The sequence below is a fragment of the Pseudomonas fluorescens genome (assembly GCF_012974785.1).
In the GTDB taxonomy this organism is placed as follows: domain Bacteria; phylum Pseudomonadota; class Gammaproteobacteria; order Pseudomonadales; family Pseudomonadaceae; genus Aquipseudomonas; species Aquipseudomonas fluorescens_BT.
The window spans coordinates 4263451-4281319 of sequence record NZ_CP027561.1; the positions used below are offsets into that span (position 1 = coordinate 4263451).

Consider the following 17869-nt stretch of genomic DNA (forward strand, 5'->3'; position numbering starts at 1 on the left):
CTGAAAAGCCCGGCACCCATTACTGGATGCCGGGCTTTTTCATGCCTTGAAACAATCAGGCGTCCAGCTCGGCCCAACGCTCCACCAGCGCATCCAGCTCAGCCTGCAATTGCTCCAGTGAAGCAATCACCTTGGCCGTCTCGGCCGGCGGACGCTGATAGAAACCAGCCTCAGCCATTTCAGCCTCGACAGCAGCGATCTGCTGTTCCTTGGCATCGATGTCGCCCGGCAGCGCTTCCAGCTCGCGCTGAAGCTTGTAGCTCAGCTTTTTCTTCGCCGCCGGGGCCGCCGCGACTGGTGCGGCAACCGGAGCCGGTTCGGCAGTGACCACCGCCGAATTCAGGTCGGCCTTGCCGGATTTGCTTTCGGTCACGCCCAACAGACGCGGCGAACCGCCCTGGCGGATCCAGTCCTGATAGCCGCCAACGTACTCGCGAACCTTGCCTTCACCTTCGAAGACCAGAGTGCTGGTGACCACGTTGTCGAGGAATGCCCGGTCGTGGCTGACCATCAGTACGGTGCCGTTGAAAGTCAGCAACACTTCTTCGAGCAGCTCGAGGGTTTCCACGTCCAGATCGTTGGTCGGTTCGTCGAGCACCAGCAGGTTCGCAGGCTTGCTGAACAGTTTGGCCAGCAGCAGACGTGCGCGCTCACCACCGGACAACGCTTTCACCGGTGTGCGGGCACGCTGCGGGCTGAACAGGAAGTCGCCGAGGTAGCTGAGCACGTGGCGGCTCTGGCCGTCGATGTCGATGAAGTCGCGCCCCTCGGCGACGTTGTCGATCACGGTCTTTTCCAGATCCAGTTGATGACGCAGCTGATCGAAGTAGGCCACATCGATCCGGGTGCCCTCTTCCACTTTGCCGCTGGTCGGTTGCAGGCCGCTGAGCATCAGTTTCAGCAGGGTGGTTTTGCCGGTGCCGTTGGCACCAAGCAGGCCGATCCGGTCGCCGCGCTGCAGCACCATCGAGAAATCGCGAATCAGGAACGGGCCGCCCGGATGCGCGAAGCTCACGTTATCCAGCACCATCACCTGCTTGCCAGACTTCTCGGCAGTTTCCAGCTGGATGTTGGCTTTGCCGGTACGCTCACGACGCTCGCTACGCTCGACGCGCAACGCTTTCAGTGCGCGAACCCGGCCTTCGTTACGGGTACGCCGGGCCTTGATGCCCTGACGGATCCACACCTCTTCCTGCGCCAGACGCTTGTCGAACAGCGCGTTGGCCGTTTCTTCGGCAGCCAGTGCGGCTTCCTTGTGAACCAGGAAACTGGCGTAGTCGCCGTTCCAGTCGATCAGGCCGCCGCGATCCAGTTCGAGGATGCGGGTGGCGAGGTTTTGCAGGAAGGAACGGTCGTGCGTGATGAACAACACGGCGCCCTGGAAATCCTTCAAGGCTTCTTCAAGCCAGGCAATTGCACCAATGTCCAGGTGGTTGGTTGGCTCGTCGAGCAGCAGCAGATCCGGCTCGGATACCAGCGCCTGCGCCAGCAGCACACGACGACGCCAGCCGCCGGACAACTCGGCGAGGGTCTTGTCGGCCGGCAGTTGCAGGCGGCTCAAGGTGCTGTCGACCAGAGTCTGCAAGCGCCAGCCGTCACGGGCTTCAAGGTCGTGCTGGACGTGCATCAGCTTTTCCAGGTCGGCGTCGGTGACGATGTTCTGGCTCAGGTGATGGTATTCGGCGAGCAAGGCGCCCACACCGTCGAGGCCTTCGGCGACCACGTCGAACACCGTCCGCTCGTCGGCCACCGGCAATTCCTGCGGCAATTCACCGATTTTCAGACCGGGGGCACGCCACACCGAGCCGTCATCAGGCTTCTGGTCGCCCTTGACCAGTTTCATCATGCTGGACTTGCCAGTGCCGTTGCGACCGATGATGCACACCCGCTCACCACGGGCGATCTGCCAGGACACCTTGTCCAACAACGGCATCGCGCCGAATGCAAGGGACACATCGCTGAATTTGAGCAGGGTCATGAGCTTCTCCAAAAACCGGGCGCGCATTCTACCTGAATCGAGGGCCGAACAGGCCGGCAATTTCACCGCTGACGTACTCTGCACAACATTTGTTGCGATCTTGTGCCGCAAGGCCGGCAAAGCTTTCGCCGTCTGCTGGCAAAAGGCTAAGCTACAGACAATTCAGTGCCGCCCACGCTGGCACTTGTCATGATTTCTCTGCCCGGATGTCTCATGCGCAGTCGCCTTCTCAGTGTTTTGTCCTGTTTGCTACTCACCGCCGCTGCTGCTCAATCCGCCCAGGCGGTGGACCTGTCCACCCAGCGTCAGTATTACGATGAGGCCAAGCGCGCCCTGGCCAAGGGCGACACCGGCCCGTACTTCCGTTACAGCCAGGCCCTCGCCGACTACCCGCTTGAGCCGTACCTGGCCTACGACGAGCTGACCGCCCGCCTCAAGACTGCCAGCAACGCGGAAATCGAAAAGTTCCTCGCCGAACACGGTGATCTGCCTCAGGCCAACTGGATGAAGTTGCGCTGGCTGCGCTGGCTGGCCGATCGTGGCGACTGGGCGACGTTCGTCAAGTATTACGACCCGAAGCTCAACTTCACCGAACTGGACTGTCTGAACGCGCAGTACCAGATCAGCAGCGGCCACAAGGCCGAGGGCTACGCCAACGCCGACAAACTGTGGCTGACCGGCAAATCGCAGCCTGCCGCGTGTGATGCGCTGTTCGGGATCTGGGCCGCCGACGGTCAACTGACCGAGCAAAAACGCTGGGAGCGCACCAAACTCGCCGCACAGACACGCAACTATCCGCTGGCCAACAGCCTGGTCAATGGCCTGACCACCCTTGCCCCTCGCGGGCGCCTGTTGGTGGATGTGGCGCAAAAACCTGAACTGCTCAACCAGCCGTCGCGCTTCACCCCGGCCGACGAACCGATGTCGGACATCGTCAGCCTCGGCCTGCGCCGCCTGGCCCGTCAGGATCCGGACAAGGCCATGGATCTGCTCGATGGCTACGCCAGCAGCATGCATTTCTCCCGGGATGAAAAAGTCGCCATCGCCCGTGAAATCGGTCTGACCCTGGCCCGTCGCTTCGACAGCCGCGCCCTGGACGTGATGACCAAATATGACCCGGAACTGCGCGATAACACCGTGTCCGAATGGCGCCTGCGTCTGCTGCTGCGTCTGGCACGCTGGGACGATGCCTATCAGTTGACCCGTCGCCTGCCGCAGGATCTGGCGACCACCAACCGCTGGCGCTACTGGCAGGCCCGCAGCCTGGAACTGGCGCAACCGCAGAACCCCGAAGCACAAACGCTGTACAAAGGTCTGGCGCGGGAGCGGGACTTCTACGGTTTCCTCGCCGCCGACCGTTCGCAGCAGCCCTATTCGCTGGTCAACAAACCGCTGGTGCTCAGCCAGGCCATCATCAACAAGGTGCGCAACACCCCCGGTGTTCGCCGTGCACTGGAATTCCATGCCCGCGGGCAGATCGTCGACGGCCGTCGCGAGTGGTATCACGTCAGCCGTCACTTCAATCGCGACGAAATGGTCGCCCAGGCCAAACTGGCTTATGACCTGAAGTGGTACTTCCCGGCGATCCGCACCATCAGCCAGGCGCAATACTGGGACGACCTGGACATCCGCTTCCCGATGGCCCACCGCGACACCCTCGTGCGTGAAGCCAAGGTCCGTGGCCTGCACTCGAGCTGGGTGTTCGCCATCACCCGTCAGGAAAGCGCCTTCATGGACGACGCCCGCTCCGGCGTCGGCGCCAGCGGCCTGATGCAACTGATGCCCGGCACCGCCAAGGAAACCGCGCGCAAGTTCAGCATTCCGATGGCTTCGCCACAGCAGGTGCTCGATCCGGACAAGAACATCCAGCTCGGCGCCGCCTACCTGAGTCAGGTGCACAGCCAGTTCAACGGCAACCGCGTACTTGCCTCCGCCGCCTACAACGCCGGCCCCGGCCGCGTGCGCCAGTGGCTGCGTGGCGCCGACCACCTGAGCTTCGACGTGTGGGTGGAAAGCATCCCGTTCGACGAAACCCGCCAGTACGTGCAGAACGTGCTGTCCTACTCGGTGATCTACGGCCAGAAACTCAACTCGCCGCAACCGCTGGTGGATTGGCATGAGCGGTACTTTGACGATCAGTGATCGTTCAGCGCCTGGCTGAAAGATCAGCGTAAACAAAAATGCCCGCATCGATCGATGCGGGCATTTTTTATGGCGCTCGACCGGGTCGGCTACAGGGTCGGTTACTCAGTCGGTTACTGGCTCGGTCGAAGCCTGATGTCCATCACTGAACTGCAACGCCGCCAACCGCGCATACAGCGGATTGCTGGCGATCAGCTCCTGATGCGTGCCAATCGCCACCAGTTTGCCCTGATCCATCACCGCGATCCGGTCGGCGTTTTTCACCGTCGCCAACCGGTGGGCGATGACCAGCGTGGTGCGGTTTTGCATCAGGCTCGGCAACGCTTGCTGGATCAGATGTTCGCTCTGTGCGTCAAGGGCGCTGGTGGCTTCGTCGAGCAGCAGGATCGGCGCGTCGACCAGCAACGCCCGGGCAATGGCCAGACGCTGGCGTTGCCCGCCTGACAGGCCGAGGCCGCCGTCGCCCAGGTGGGTCTGGTAGCCGTCGGGCATTTGCTCGATGAAGTCGTGGGCGTGGGCGATTTTCGCGGCTTCCCGGACTTGCTCCGGCGTGGCGGTCGGGCAACCGTAGCGAATGTTTTCTTCGACACTGCCGAAGAACAGCGCCGGGGTCTGCGAAACCAGTGCAAAACAGCGGCGCAGGTCCAGCGGATCAAGACTCTTCAACGGCACACCATCGATCAGGATTTGCCCTTCGCGGGGATCATAAAAGCGCAACAGCAAGTCATACACCGTGGACTTGCCCGCACCGGACGGCCCGACCAGCGCGAGGGTTTCGCCCGCATTGACCGTCAGACTCAAGCCGTCAACGGCATAGCTTTCGGGACGCGAAGGGTAGGAAAAGCGCACGTCCTGCAACGCCAGTTCGCCCTTGATCCGCTCCGGCAAGGTCACAAGTCCATCTTTGGGCGGTTGGATAATGTTCTGCGAACGCAACAATTCGGCGATGCGCTCGGCGGCGCCCGCTGCGCGCTGCAATTCGCCGATCACTTCGCTCAACGTGCCGAACGCACTGCCGACGATCAGGCTGTAGAACACGAACGCCGCCAGTTCACCGGCAGATATTCGCCCGGCGATCACGTCCATGCCACCGACCCACAACATCACCGCCACGGCGCCGAGCACCAGCACAATCACCAGCGTAATAAGCCAGGCCCGCTGGAAAATCCGTTTGCGCGCCGTTTCGAATGCCTGCTCGACAGTGGAGGCGAAACGCTGTTCGTCCTGCACCTGATGGTTGTAGGCCTGAACAGTCTTGATCTGGCCGAGGGTTTCCGACACGTAACTGCCAATGTCGGCGATCCGGTCCTGGCTCAATCGCGAGAGATTACGTACCCGTCGCCCGAAAATCAGGATCGGCGCAATCACCAGCGGCAGCGCAATCACCACGATGCTGGTGAGCTTGGCATTGGTGATGAACAGCAACACGACACCGCCAATGACCATCAGTAAATTGCGCAGGAACAACGACAGCGACGAGCCGATCACCGATTGCAGCAATGTCGTGTCAGCGGTCAGGCGCGACTGGATTTCCGAACTGCGGTTGTCCTCATAAAACCCGGGATGCAGGTAAACCAGATGGTTGAACACCTGCCGACGAATGTCCGCCACCACCCGTTCGCCAATCCATGACACCAGATAAAACCGGGCAAAGGTGCCGACCGCGAGCCCCAGCACCAGGAGCATGAACAGGCCAATGGACTGATTGAGCAGGTGCGGCGACTGGGTCATGAAGCCCTGATCGACCAGCAGCTTGATGCCCTGCCCCATCGACAGCGTAATACCGGCCGTGACGATCAATGCGAGTAGCGCACCGAAGGCCTGCCAGCGATAGGGCGCAAGAAAATGACTGGTCAGGCGCAGGGCCCGGCGGTGGCGCGAGGAAAGCATCGGGATCATTCAGGTTCACGTCGTGTGCTGATGGATAGGGCCAGCCTACAGAGTCAAATGGGGTGGAACTCTGCAAATCACAATGAGTCAGGTTAATTATGACCGGCCAGACTACCTCCTAGATGCTATCGGTCTAATGCCCGGGTTGAGACGAACGGTCATTTCTGCTTGAGTGGAGATACCGTTCCGGAAAGATCGAAGGGAGTTGTCACAGCCTGGTCACCTGACGGTTTTATTGTGCTTACACAACCTGATGAGGAGACAGGCCATGTCCTTGCAACACAGCAGCGACGACAAGATTCAAGTGATCCGCACCAAGCCCGGCCAACCTCTGGGTTGCTCGATTATCGATAAGGATGGGCGCGAAGTGCCAATCACTGAAGACATGATCCAGAACGCCTGCCGCGAACTGGAGAAGCGATTGGTCAAGCCTGCCGAACAAAAGTGATATAGCCACCGTCTTCCTGACCCGGCCCTTGCAGGCCGGTTTTTTTCTGTCCGGTGTTTAAACGGCCACCGCCCCCAATGCCGACACGATCTGCCGCAGGGCTGGTGAATCCCCCTCAATTCTTACTTTCAACCCTTCGATTTCGCGACGCACCGGATACTGCTTGCGCAACACATCGAACGCCGCGCGTTGCTCGCCGACGCTGCCCAACAGGGTGCTGCGAAAATCCGCATCGTCCCGGCGCGGGTCGTACACGCCTCGGCACAACATCGCCAGCGCCCAGGCCGGATCGCTGTCGGCATGCAGGGAAACTTCCGACAACCACGGTGCCGGCAACAGATCGCCGAGCTGAATGCTGGCCGGCTGACCGATGAATTCGCAGTAAGCCTGATAGATCTGCGCCGTGCCGCGCTGTTTGCCATCGAGGCTGTAACCGGCGATGTGCGGAGTGGCCAGCACACAGAGTTCGGCCAGCGCCACATCGACTTGCGGCTCGGCTTCCCAGACGTCAAGCACCGCTTGCAGGTCTTCTCGCTCCAGCAGCACTTTGCGTAATGCGACGTTATCCACCACCGGGCCACGGGCGGCGTTGATCAGCCAGGTACCGGGTTTGAGTTGTTGCAAACGTGGCTCGTCAAACAAGTGCCAGGTCGCACCTTCACCGCTGCGGGTCAGCGGCGTGTGCAAGCTGATCACGTCGCATTGCTCGATGATCTGTTCCAGGCTGACATAGTCGCCGCCCTCGGCCGCCTGACGCGGCGGATCGCAGACTTTCACCTGCCAGCCCAGCCCCTTGAGTACCTTGATCAGGCGACCGCCGACTTCACCGGCGCCGATCACGCCATAGGTGCGCTGCGTCAGGTCGACGCCTTCGATTTCGGCGAGCGTCATCAGGCTGCCCAGCACGTAATCCACCACGCCCCGGGCGTTGCAGCCGGGCGCGCTGGACCAGGTGATGCCAGCCTCGTTGAAATAATCGAGGTCCAGATGATCGGTGCCGATGGTGCAGGTGCCGACAAAACGCACCTTGCTGCCTTCCAGCAACGCACGGTTGACGTTAGTCACTGAGCGCACCAGCAGCACGTCGGCCTGTTCGACCGTGGCCCGGTCAATGGAACGGCCCGGCACCCGGCGGATTTCTCCAAAACCGGCAAAAAAGGCATCGAGCAACGGGATATTTTCGTCGGCAACAATCAGCATGGCGGGGCTCCTTGGGCGGATCGGCAGTGTAGGCGCTGGGACTGCGATGAGCCAGCAGGCTGTTGTTTACAAATCCGCAACAGAGGAATTTTCCTGACCATTGTGTCAGCGGCGTAGAATGCCCGGCCTTGCGCATCAACCCCCTGTGGACGCTTTGCCTGTGAACTCCGTAACCGAACGCCCTGACGCCGTTTCCCTTAACCGCCCTGCCCGGGTTCGCCTGGAGCTGAAGAATCTGCTCGGTCTGGCCCTGCCGATCATGATCGCGCAACTGGCAACCACCGCCATGGGCTTCGTCGATGCGGTGATGGCCGGGCGCGTAGGGCCCAAGGATCTGGCGGCCGTGGCGCTGGGCAACTCGATCTGGGTGCCGGTGTTTCTGCTGATGACCGGCACCCTGCTGGCCACCACGCCGAAAGTCGCCCAGCGCTTCGGCGCGGGTACTCACAGCGAGATCGGCCCGATCGTGCGTCAGGCCTTGTGGCTGGCTCTGGTGGTCGGACTGATGGCGACCACCCTGCTGTTCTGCGCCGAACCGGTTCTGCACCTGATGAAAGTCGATCCGGAACTGATCGGCCCATGCATGCAATACCTGCACGGCATCGCCAGCGGTCTGCCGGCCGTGGCCTTCTACCATGTGCTGCGCTGCACCAGTGACGGCCTCGGTCGCACCCGCCCGGCGATGGTGCTGGGCCTGTGCGGTCTGGCGCTGAACATTCCACTGAACTACGTGTTCATTTATGGCCACTTCGGCGTGCCGGCCATGGGCGGCGTCGGTTGCGGCTGGGCCACGGCGATCGTGATGTGGGTAATGGCACTAGGCCTGGCTGGTTACGAGCGCTGGGCCCCGGCCTACAAGTCGAGCGAACTGTTCAGCCGTTTCGACTGGCCGCAATGGGCGGTGATCAAGCGTTTGCTGGCCATCGGTCTGCCGATCGGCATCGCGGTGTTTGCCGAGTCGAGCATCTTCGCGGTGATCGCGCTGCTGATCGGCAGCCTTGGCGCCACGGTAGTGGCCGGACACCAGATCGCGCTGAACGTCAGCTCGCTGGTGTTCATGATTCCGTACTCGCTGGGCATGGCCGTGACCGTGCGTGTCGGCCAGGCTCTGGGCCGTGAAGAACCCCGCGAAGCGCGTTTCGCCGCGGGTGTCGGCATGGGCACCGCGCTGGCCTACGCCTGCCTGTCGGCGAGCATGATGTTGCTGATGCGCGAGCACATCGCGGCGATCTATACCTCTGATCCGATGGTGATTCACATCGCGGCGATGCTGATCGTGTATTCGGCGCTGTTCCAGTTCTCCGATGCGATCCAGGTCACCGCCGCTGGCGCCCTGCGCGGTTATCAGGACACGCGGGTGACGATGATCCTGACCTTGTTCGCCTATTGGGGCATCGGCCTGCCGGTGGGTTACGCCCTCGGCCTGACCGACTGGTTCGGCGAACCTCGCGGCCCGAGCGGTTTGTGGGAAGGCCTGATCGTCGGACTCAGCTGCGCGGCGCTGATGCTGTCGATCCGCCTGACGCGCAGTGCGCGCAAACGCATTCGCATCAGCCGCTCGATGGGCTGACCGGCCATAAAAAAAGACCTGCATTTGCAGGTCTTTTTTTTGCCTTTCGATCAACCGGACTTCTTGCGGATCCAGTACAGATAGGTCCCGGCCTCTTCGTGCTGACCTACCAGTTCATGGTCAAGAAACACGCAGAACTTGGGGATGTCGCGGCGGGTCGACGGGTCGGTGGCGATCACCTTCAGCAGGCCGCCGGGCACCAGGTCACGGATGTGCTGGTGCAGCATCATCACCGGCTCCGGGCAGTTTAGGCCCGTAGCGTCGAGGGTGCCGTCGACCGGCGTATTGATCATTTCACTCATGATTCACTCCTGAAACTGGCCGGCATTGTCGCCCAATGCCGGGTGTTCGGTCACCTGTCGCGCGCTCAGCGGGCTTTGGCTTTCTTCACGTCATGGCGGCGCAAATGGCAGGTCACTTCCTCGCGGTCGTGGTACAGCTGCTTGCAGCCGATATCGACCTTGATCCCGCGGGCCTTGAAACCATCGGCAATGCGCTCCAGCAGACGCTTCACTTCGGCGTAACGCTGTTTCATCGGCAACTTCAGGTTGACCACCGCTTCCCGGCAATGGCCCTCGCCGATCCATTCTTCGAGCATCGCCGCATTGCGTGCCGGTTTTTCGACGATGTCGCAGACCATCCAGTCCACCGGTTGCTTCGGTTTGAATGTGAAACCGTCAGCCATCAAGTGCTGCACCAGACCGGTGTCCATCAGGCTTTCGGCCATCGGGCCGTTGTCGATGGCCGTCACCAGCATGCCGCGATTGACCAGTTGCCAGGTCCAGCCCCCCGGCGCCGCGCCTAGGTCGACGCCCGTCATGTCGCTGTGCAGGCGATCTTCCCACTGATCGCGGGGGATGAAGTGGTGCCAGGCCTCTTCCAGTTTCAACGTGGAACGGCTCGGCGCCTCACGCGGAAACTTCAAACGGGGAATGCCCATCGGCCACATCGCCGAGTTACCGGCATCGGCCAGACCGAGAAACACTTCACGACCGCTCTTGAAGGTCAGCAGCAAACGCGGCTTGCTGGCGTCGTCCACCAGTTTGCCGGCGCCGGTCAGGGCCTTGCGCAGCGGGCCTTCGAACTTCTTGCAGAAATTCGACAGTTCCTTGCCGTCGTTGGTGTCGACGACTTCCAGCCACAGACTGCCGCACACCGGGAATTCGGCCATGTGCGCGAGGATCACGCTGATGCGGTCGTTTTCCGGCAGATCGATGAAAAACCCGCGAGCCCACTGGCGCGGGAAGATCAGCTCGGCGAAACGCTGACCGCGCATCAGGCGCTCGGCGCCGTCTTCTTCGGTGCAGACGAACTCGGCGCAAGCGGTCGCCGGTTTGGCCTTGGCGTAGCCGGCCACGTTCAGTCGGGCGGCGAGATCGGAAATCTCCGAGCAGACTTCGCCTTCGAAGCCCGGCCGGCAATGCATGAATAGGGTGTTCATTCTTACTCCTGGGCGGGGGCGGTCATTCATCCCCTGCGCGATGTCCAGGCTTGCGTAAAAGCAAAGCCTGTCACGAAAACCGGCGCATGATAGCCCATGTCGGAACCTTGGACTTGCCCATAGAGTCCAGTTATTAGCCAGCTACTGAAAACAGGGCTACGTTGATAGCTCTGCCCGTCCCCTCAGTCCGTAGCCGTGCGGACTCAAAGGAGTGATCGTAATGCCGTCCCTCGATAGTCTGAATTCTCTGAAAACCCTGAAAGTCGATGACAAGACTTACCACTATTTCAGCCTGCCGGATGCCGCCAAGACCTTGGGCGATCTCGACAGGCTGCCCATGTCGCTGAAAGTCCTGCTGGAAAACCTGCTGCGCTGGGAAGATGAAAAAACCGTCACCGGCGCCGACCTCAAGGCGCTTGCCGCGTGGCTCAAGGAGCGTCGCTCCGACCGGGAAATCCAGTATCGCCCTGCCCGGGTGCTGATGCAGGATTTTACCGGCGTCCCCGCCGTCGTCGATCTGGCCGCGATGCGCGCCGCCATGGCCAAGGCCGGCGGTGATCCGCAGCGAATCAACCCGCTGTCACCGGTAGATCTGGTGATCGACCACTCGGTGATGGTCGATAAATTCGCCAGCGCCAGCGCTTTCGAACAGAACGTCGACATCGAAATGCAGCGCAACGGCGAACGCTACGCCTTCCTGCGCTGGGGCCAGAGCGCCTTCGACAACTTCAGCGTGGTGCCGCCGGGCACCGGGATCTGCCACCAGGTCAACCTCGAATACCTCGGGCGCACCGTGTGGACCAAGGACGAAGACGGCCGCACTTATGCCTTCCCCGACACGCTGGTCGGCACCGACTCTCACACCACCATGATCAACGGTCTGGGCGTACTCGGCTGGGGTGTCGGCGGGATCGAGGCGGAAGCGGCGATGCTCGGGCAACCGGTGTCGATGCTGATTCCCGAGGTGATCGGTTTCAAACTCACCGGCAAGCTCAAGGAAGGCATTACCGCCACCGACCTGGTGCTGACGGTGACACAGATGCTGCGCAAGAAAGGCGTGGTCGGCAAATTCGTCGAGTTCTACGGCGACGGCCTCGCCGACCTGCCGCTGGCCGACCGCGCGACCATCGCCAACATGGCCCCAGAATATGGCGCGACTTGCGGCTTCTTCCCGGTGGATGACGTGACGCTGGACTACCTGCGCCTGTCCGGCCGTCCGCCGGAAGTGGTGAAACTGGTCGAGGCGTACACCAAAGCTCAGGGCCTGTGGCGCCTGCCCGGTCAGGAACCGGTGTTCACCGACAGCCTGGCGCTGGACATGGGCAGCGTCGAAGCCAGCCTCGCCGGGCCGAAACGCCCGCAGGATCGCGTCTCGCTGCCGAATGTCGGCCAGGCGTTCAGTGACTTCCTCGATTTGCAATTCAAACCCACCAGCAAGGAAGAAGGACGCCTGGAAAGCGAGGGCGGTGGCGGTGTCGCGGTGGGCAATGCCGATCTGGTCGGTGAAACCGATTACGAGGATGATGGCCACACCTATCGCCTGAAAAACGGTGCGGTGGTGATTGCCGCGATCACGTCCTGCACCAATACCTCCAACCCGAGCGTGATGATGGCTGCCGGTCTGCTGGCGAAAAAAGCCGTGGAGAAAGGCCTGACACGCAAGCCGTGGGTGAAGAGTTCATTGGCACCGGGTTCGAAGGTTGTCACCGATTACTACAAAGCCGCCGGGTTGACGCAGTACCTCGATCAGCTCGGGTTTTCACTGGTCGGTTATGGTTGCACCACCTGCATCGGCAACTCCGGACCGCTGCCGGAACCGATCGAAAAAGCCATCCAGAAAGCCGATCTGACCGTGGCGTCGGTGCTGTCCGGCAACCGCAATTTCGAAGGCCGGGTGCATCCGCTGGTAAAAACCAACTGGTTGGCCTCGCCGCCGCTGGTGGTCGCTTACGCCCTGGCGGGCAGTGTGCGCACCGACATCAGCAGCGAACCGCTGGGCAATGACCAGCAGGGCAATCCGGTTTACCTGCGTGACATCTGGCCGAGCAGCAAGGAAATCGCCGACGCGGTGAATCAGGTCAACACAGCGATGTTCCACAAGGAATATGCCGAAGTGTTTGCCGGTGACGAGCAGTGGCAAGCCATCGAAGTGCCACAAGCCGCAACCTACGTCTGGCAGGCGGATTCGACTTACATCCAGCACCCGCCGTTCTTCGACGACATTGCCGGGCCTTTGCCGGTGATCGCCGATGTGGAAGGCGCGCGGGTGCTGGCACTGTTGGGCGATTCGGTGACCACTGACCACATCTCCCCCGCCGGCAACATCAAGGCCGACAGCCCGGCCGGGCGGTACTTGCGCGAGCAAGGTGTCGAACCAAGGGACTTCAACTCCTACGGTTCACGCCGGGGCAACCACGAAGTGATGATGCGCGGCACCTTCGCCAACATCCGTATCCGCAACGAAATGCTCGGCGGCGAAGAAGGTGGCAACACGATCTACATTCCGACCGGCGAAAAACTGGCGATCTACGACGCGGCCATGCGTTATCAGGCCTCGGGCACCCCGCTGGTGGTCATTGCCGGGCAAGAATACGGCACCGGCTCCAGCCGCGACTGGGCGGCCAAGGGCACCAACCTGCTGGGCGTGAAAGCGGTGATCGCCGAAAGCTTCGAGCGGATCCACCGTTCCAACCTGGTGGGCATGGGCGTGCTGCCGTTACAGTTCAAGCTCGATCAGAATCGCAAGAGCCTGAACCTCACCGGCAAGGAAACCCTGGATATTCAGGGTCTGAGCGGTGTCGAGCTGACGCCACGGATGAACCTGACCCTGGTCATCACCCGCGAAAACGGGCATCAGGAGAAAATCGAAGTGCTGTGCCGCATCGACACCCTGAACGAGGTGGAGTACTTCAAGTCCGGTGGGATCCTGCATTACGTGCTGCGGCAGTTGATCGCCTCGTAATATCGGCAGATGCAGAAACACCGCCAGATCGGCGGTGTTTCTGTTTGGGCACGGCACTTTTCCACACGCGAAAAAAAACCCGCCGAAGCGGGTTTTTCCCAAGACCATTATCGACTCCCTGTCGGCAGCGATCCTTGCATATGGTCGATCATCCATGATCCTGAAACACTCCCTGTGCTTCAGTTGATGAGGCTAGATTACGCTGTGGATCCAATTGGCAATAGTCGATAAAGCTACCAGCGCGTGTAAGACATTCGCTATAGCGCCCCTTCCGAAAACCCTTAGGCGTGTCGGGCGTTGAGTGCAGAAGCCGCCAGATCCGCGACTTTCAGCTGTCCGGCGGTGGCGGCGTCGGTCGCGGTGCGTGCAGCCGGCCCAAGGCTCGGCACATGATCCGGGTAGCCTCACCGTCCCACCAGGTCATCAGCAGGTTGCCGTACTTTCCTCATCGTCCACCGCGACTTTCAGCATCACCGGTAAATCACCCTGACGCACCGGCAACAGCCTGCTGCCCGGCGTGATGATCGGAACACCGTCGGGCACCAGTGCCCAACGCTTCAACCACGGATCAAACCAGTCGCGGTCAGCCACCTTCACGCTCGCGTGCCCGGTCGGTCTCGGCGAGAAAGTGTTCGAGTCGGCTCAATTGTTCTTCCCAGCCACGGCTGTCCATGTAGTACGCCTCTTTCTGACGGACATCGGGAATATGCGCGAAACCTGACTCGGAAACCTTCAGCAGCGTGCCGTTTTCATAGTCCTGCAGCTCGAATTTGACCAGTGTGGTCGGTTCTTGGGAGTAGTCGATTTTCGGGTTCACGGCATAGGGATGCCAGCGGAAGGAAAACAACTGCTGGGGCTCGACCCGCTCCACCAGCACGTTCCAGAGCACATGTTCATAACCGGGGTACGTGACCTGCCCCTGGGTCCACTCGCCGGCGATAAACCGCCGCCCCTCCAGGGCCACGCCAAACCACTGGCCAAACGCCTCGGCATCGACCAGCGCGCGCCAGACATGGGAGCGCGGCGACCGGAGCATGATTTTACGTTCAAAGCTGTTGGGTACTGGTTTCATACGTCACCTCCTGTTTTGAACAGTAGGCTTGTATGACCACATGTCCAATGCGAAGTTGTATCAATCCAGTGCAGTCGTCAGGGCTGATGGAAATATCCGGCAGTATTTTGGGGTGCCGGTTCATCAGAATACGAGCGGATCAGCGCGGCGAAACTGATAACGTTTGCAGCGAACCGAACGACACAAGGACGTCATCATGCAGCCCTCCCTCCCCGAACGTTACCACGGCGCCCTCCTCGGTATGGCCTGCGGCGATGCAGTGGGAACCGCCGTCGAATTCCAGCCTCGCGGCAGCTTCCCGCCCCTGACCGACATGGTCGGTGGCGGGCCGTTTCGCCTGAAGCCCGGTCAATGGACCGACGACACCTCGATGGCGTTGTGCCTGGCGGAAAGTCTGCTGAACAAAAACGGCTTCGATGCTGCTGACCAGATGGGCCGCTATCTGAACTGGTGGCAGTGGGGTTATCTGAGTTCGACCGGCGAATGTTTCGATATCGGCATGACCGTGAGTCAGGCGCTGGATCGCTATCAACACTCCGGAGAGCCGTTTGCCGGTTCCACCGATCCCTACAGTGCCGGCAATGGCTCATTGATGCGTCTGGTGCCCGTGGTGCTGTTTTATTTCCCCGATGCCCGGAAAACCAGGCGATTCGCCGCCGACAGTTCACGCACTACGCACGCGGCGCCCGAGGCCATCGAGTGCTGCCAACTGCTCGCCGAACTGCTCGGCAAAGCCCTGGAAGGCGCATCGAAAGCGCAACTGCGCACCCTGCCGCCAACAGCCTTCAGCGAGACCAGGGTGGCGGCGATTGCCCGGGGCGAGTACCTGCACAAGACAGAACGCGACATTCGCGGCAGTGGCTACTGCATCGAATCCCTGGAAGCAGCATTATGGTGCTTCCAGCACACCGACAGCTTCGCCGCAGCCGTTCTGCAAGCGGCAAATCTGGGCGATGACGCGGACACCACGGCCGCTATCGTCGGCCAGTTGGCCGGCGCCCATTACGGCGTCCAGGGAATCCCGTCCGGGTGGCTGGAGAAGCTGCATGACGGAGAAGAAATTGCAGCAACTGCAGAACGGTTGCTGAACGCATCAAGGCACCGCGAGCCTTGTTAACGCCACGAAATCGCTAAACTGCTCGGCATCTTCAATGACTACAGCGAGAACCCCCATGTACCCACGCCTGCTCCTGGCCCTGGCGCCATTGTTTTTGACCTCCACTGCCCACGCCGCCGTGGACTGCGCCAATGCCAGCGATCAGGCGACGATGAATCAGTGCGCCGCGCAGGAAAACAAGGCGGCGGACAAGGAGTTGAACACGGTTTATCAGCAGATTACCGCTCGGTTGAAGGACAACCCTGAAGGCAAGAAACTGCTGGTGAGCGCGCAACGGGCGCGGATCGGGTTTCGCGATGCCGAGTGCAAGTTTTCGGCATCCGGCGTGGCAGGCGGGAGTGTTTATCCGTTGATCTACAACAATTGCATCGCATCGGTGACCAAGACGCGAACCGAGGCGCTCAAGCAGTATTTGAAATGTGAGGAAGGTGACATGAGCTGCCCGGTACCCGGGGCCTGAGTTTGGCTGTGTCCTCCAAGCCCCTATCGCTAGCAGGCTAGCTCCCACATTGGTTTTATGTCGTTCACCAATCCCCTGTGGGAGCGAGCCTGCTCGCGATGGCGTCATCCCTGACGCCGCCAATCAACGGACGAAGATCTGCGCCGTGGTAATCGCCATATCCCCACCCGGCAACTTGATGCTGCCGGTCTGCTTCATGGTTTCGGCATCAAAAATCGCCACGTCGTTGAACGTCCCGGCCAGGTAGATCTTGCTGCCGTCCTTGTTGAACGAAATGCAGTAGTAGGAATGGTCCAGTGTCGCCGCCTGGATCAGCTTTTTCTGCTTGATGTCGTATTTGGCCAGACGATTGAGCACACCGAACATCAGATTCGGATCCTTCGGTGAGCGCATGCCGCTGAAGTAGATCTCGGTCAGCGGACCAAAATCGGTGGTTTCGGTCTTGCCGGTTTTCAGATCGACGCTGAACAAGCCGTACAGGTATTCAGCGGTGGCCGGATCCTGCTTCTTGTCCTTGAACTTCGCCGCCGTGTACAGCAGCGAAAAGTCATGCCGATACGTCTGCTGGTTCCACACGTAAAGCACGTCCGGCGCGCTGTAGTTCGGGCGTTTCCAGTGACGGCTGGGGATCAGCACGTCGAACTTGCCGCTCTTCACATCGACCTTGTACACATCGGCGCCAGCCACATAGAGTGTGCCGTCATCGCCGCTCTGCATGATCGTCAACTGCCGTGGCGCCGGAAAGCTGCGTATCGGTTTGGCGTCCATCCCGGCATCGGTGGCGTACACGTCCAGACGCGGTTGTTTGACCTCGTAGCGGTCGTTGAGCATCTGGGTCGGGTTGGCGATGGTGTACAGCTCCTTGCCGTCATGGCTGACGGTGAAGGCGAACATCGACCGCGCCTTCTCGCCCGGCTGCTGGGTGATGCTGGCGTGGAATACCTGCTTGCAGCTGTCCAGCTCGACACCGTAAACATCGGCGTAATGGTTGTTCAGCACGTACGCGGTCTTGCGATCCGGCGACAGCTGCACGGTGCCTGGGCCAAAGGCATCGGGCATCTTGCAGGTCTTGTACAAACTGTCGGTCGCCAGGTCGATGACGTGCAGGTTGTTCGGGTAGTTGGTGGTCAACATGTACTCGTGACCGTCTTGCAGCGCGGTGTTTTCATCGGCCAGAACCGAGAGCGAACAGGCGCTCAGAACCGCGAGTGCGGCAAGGCCGCAGGCTTTGATGTTGTGCATGCTGGAATCCTTCTTCTTGTGGATCACTTGTCTTTCGGGAAGACAGTGCCGAGGTTGCGCCAGTTGTCATTGGACGCCTGGGCATCCTTGTTCCAGTCCGGGTAAGTGCTCATCATGTCCGGCACCTGGGCCGGCCACCAGCATGGGTCGGAGCAGCCATACAGGTCGGCTTCCATCGGCTGGCACAGCGACGACACCCCGCCGAACGCATCGATTTCCCAACCCGGGTCGGTGGTCGAGGCGCAGCCCGCGACCGAGCTCATCGCCACCACTTCTTCGATGCGGTTATCAATCGCGGCCTGATCCAGCTTCAACGCTTTGTTATTGATTGCCTTGAGATGTTTCAT

14 protein-coding genes and 1 pseudogene are annotated in these 17869 nt (G+C 60.9%); 6 read left to right on the forward strand and 9 right to left on the reverse strand.

All coding sequences use genetic code 11. From position 1 onward, the window contains the following. Positions 1-55: 55 nt before the first annotated feature. Positions 56-1978, reverse strand: coding sequence for an ATP-binding cassette domain-containing protein (locus tag C6Y56_RS19240; protein WP_169431222.1), 1923 nt, complete (start codon positions 1976-1978; stop codon positions 56-58). A 213-nt stretch (positions 1979-2191) separates the two neighbouring features. Here C6Y56_RS19240 and C6Y56_RS19245 point away from each other — a divergent pair, with 213 nt between their 5' ends. Beyond that, a complete protein-coding gene (locus C6Y56_RS19245) occupies positions 2192-4120 on the forward strand; it encodes a transglycosylase SLT domain-containing protein (protein WP_169431223.1) in 1929 nt (642 codons plus the stop codon). A 105-nt stretch (positions 4121-4225) separates the two neighbouring features. Here C6Y56_RS19245 and C6Y56_RS19250 read toward each other — a convergent pair whose 3' ends face one another. Next, positions 4226-6019, reverse strand: a complete 1794-nt coding sequence (locus C6Y56_RS19250; protein ID WP_169431224.1) for an ABC transporter transmembrane domain-containing protein — start codon at positions 6017-6019, stop codon at positions 4226-4228. Between the two features lie 259 nt (positions 6020-6278). Here C6Y56_RS19250 and C6Y56_RS19255 point away from each other — a divergent pair, with 259 nt between their 5' ends. Next, complete coding sequence (locus C6Y56_RS19255; protein WP_065260694.1) at positions 6279-6458, forward strand: PA1571 family protein; 180 nt, start codon at positions 6279-6281, stop codon at positions 6456-6458. A 57-nt stretch (positions 6459-6515) separates the two neighbouring features. Here C6Y56_RS19255 and pdxB read toward each other — a convergent pair whose 3' ends face one another. Beyond that, positions 6516-7658, reverse strand: coding sequence for a 4-phosphoerythronate dehydrogenase PdxB (gene pdxB / locus C6Y56_RS19260; protein ID WP_169431225.1), 1143 nt, complete (start codon positions 7656-7658; stop codon positions 6516-6518). A 160-nt stretch (positions 7659-7818) separates the two neighbouring features. Between pdxB and C6Y56_RS19265 the strand changes: the two genes are divergently transcribed. Beyond that, positions 7819-9228 (forward strand): MATE family efflux transporter, encoded by a 1410-nt coding sequence (locus C6Y56_RS19265; protein WP_169431226.1) that lies wholly within the window; start codon positions 7819-7821, stop codon positions 9226-9228. 50 nt (positions 9229-9278) lie between these two features. Here C6Y56_RS19265 and tusA read toward each other — a convergent pair whose 3' ends face one another. Continuing rightward, positions 9279-9530: a sulfurtransferase TusA gene (gene tusA / locus C6Y56_RS19270; RefSeq protein WP_011335204.1), complete on the reverse strand. Its 252-nt coding sequence runs from the start codon at positions 9528-9530 to the stop codon at positions 9279-9281. 65 nt (positions 9531-9595) lie between these two features. Continuing rightward, positions 9596-10669: a 23S rRNA (cytidine(2498)-2'-O)-methyltransferase RlmM gene (rlmM, locus tag C6Y56_RS19275; protein WP_169431227.1), complete on the reverse strand. Its 1074-nt coding sequence runs from the start codon at positions 10667-10669 to the stop codon at positions 9596-9598. 220 nt (positions 10670-10889) lie between these two features. Between rlmM and acnA the strand changes: the two genes are divergently transcribed. After that, positions 10890-13631, forward strand: a complete 2742-nt coding sequence (gene acnA, locus C6Y56_RS19280) for an aconitate hydratase AcnA (RefSeq protein ID WP_169431228.1) — start codon at positions 10890-10892, stop codon at positions 13629-13631. Positions 13632-13968: 337 nt separating this feature from the next. Here the strand turns inward: acnA and C6Y56_RS19285 are convergent. Both C6Y56_RS19285 and C6Y56_RS19290 read right to left on the reverse strand, forming a co-directional pair. Further along, positions 13969-14222, reverse strand: a pseudogene (locus tag C6Y56_RS19285) (aminoglycoside phosphotransferase family protein); the annotation flags it as partial. After that, positions 14215-14703 carry an SRPBCC family protein gene (locus tag C6Y56_RS19290; RefSeq protein ID WP_085713126.1) on the reverse strand — a complete coding sequence of 163 codons (489 nt, stop codon included), beginning with the start codon at positions 14701-14703 and terminating at the stop codon, positions 14215-14217. The gene C6Y56_RS19290 and the pseudogene C6Y56_RS19285, both read right to left, overlap by 8 nt. Before the next feature lie 196 nt (positions 14704-14899). Here C6Y56_RS19290 and C6Y56_RS19295 point away from each other — a divergent pair, with 196 nt between their 5' ends. Both C6Y56_RS19295 and C6Y56_RS19300 read left to right on the forward strand, forming a co-directional pair. Beyond that, positions 14900-15820, forward strand: a complete 921-nt coding sequence (locus tag C6Y56_RS19295; RefSeq protein ID WP_169431229.1) for an ADP-ribosylglycohydrolase family protein — start codon at positions 14900-14902, stop codon at positions 15818-15820. A gap of 55 nt (positions 15821-15875) precedes the next feature. Next, entirely contained in the window at positions 15876-16280 is a 405-nt protein-coding gene (locus C6Y56_RS19300) for a lysozyme inhibitor LprI family protein (RefSeq protein ID WP_169431230.1), read from the forward strand. A gap of 123 nt (positions 16281-16403) precedes the next feature. Here the strand turns inward: C6Y56_RS19300 and peaD are convergent, their stop codons facing one another. Both peaD and qhpC read right to left on the reverse strand, forming a co-directional pair. Then, a complete protein-coding gene (gene peaD / locus C6Y56_RS19305; protein WP_169431231.1) occupies positions 16404-17522 on the reverse strand; it encodes a quinohemoprotein amine dehydrogenase subunit beta in 1119 nt (372 codons plus the stop codon). Positions 17523-17545: 23 nt separating this feature from the next. Further along, complete coding sequence (gene qhpC / locus C6Y56_RS19310; protein ID WP_007953094.1) at positions 17546-17869, reverse strand: quinohemoprotein amine dehydrogenase subunit gamma; 324 nt, start codon at positions 17867-17869, stop codon at positions 17546-17548.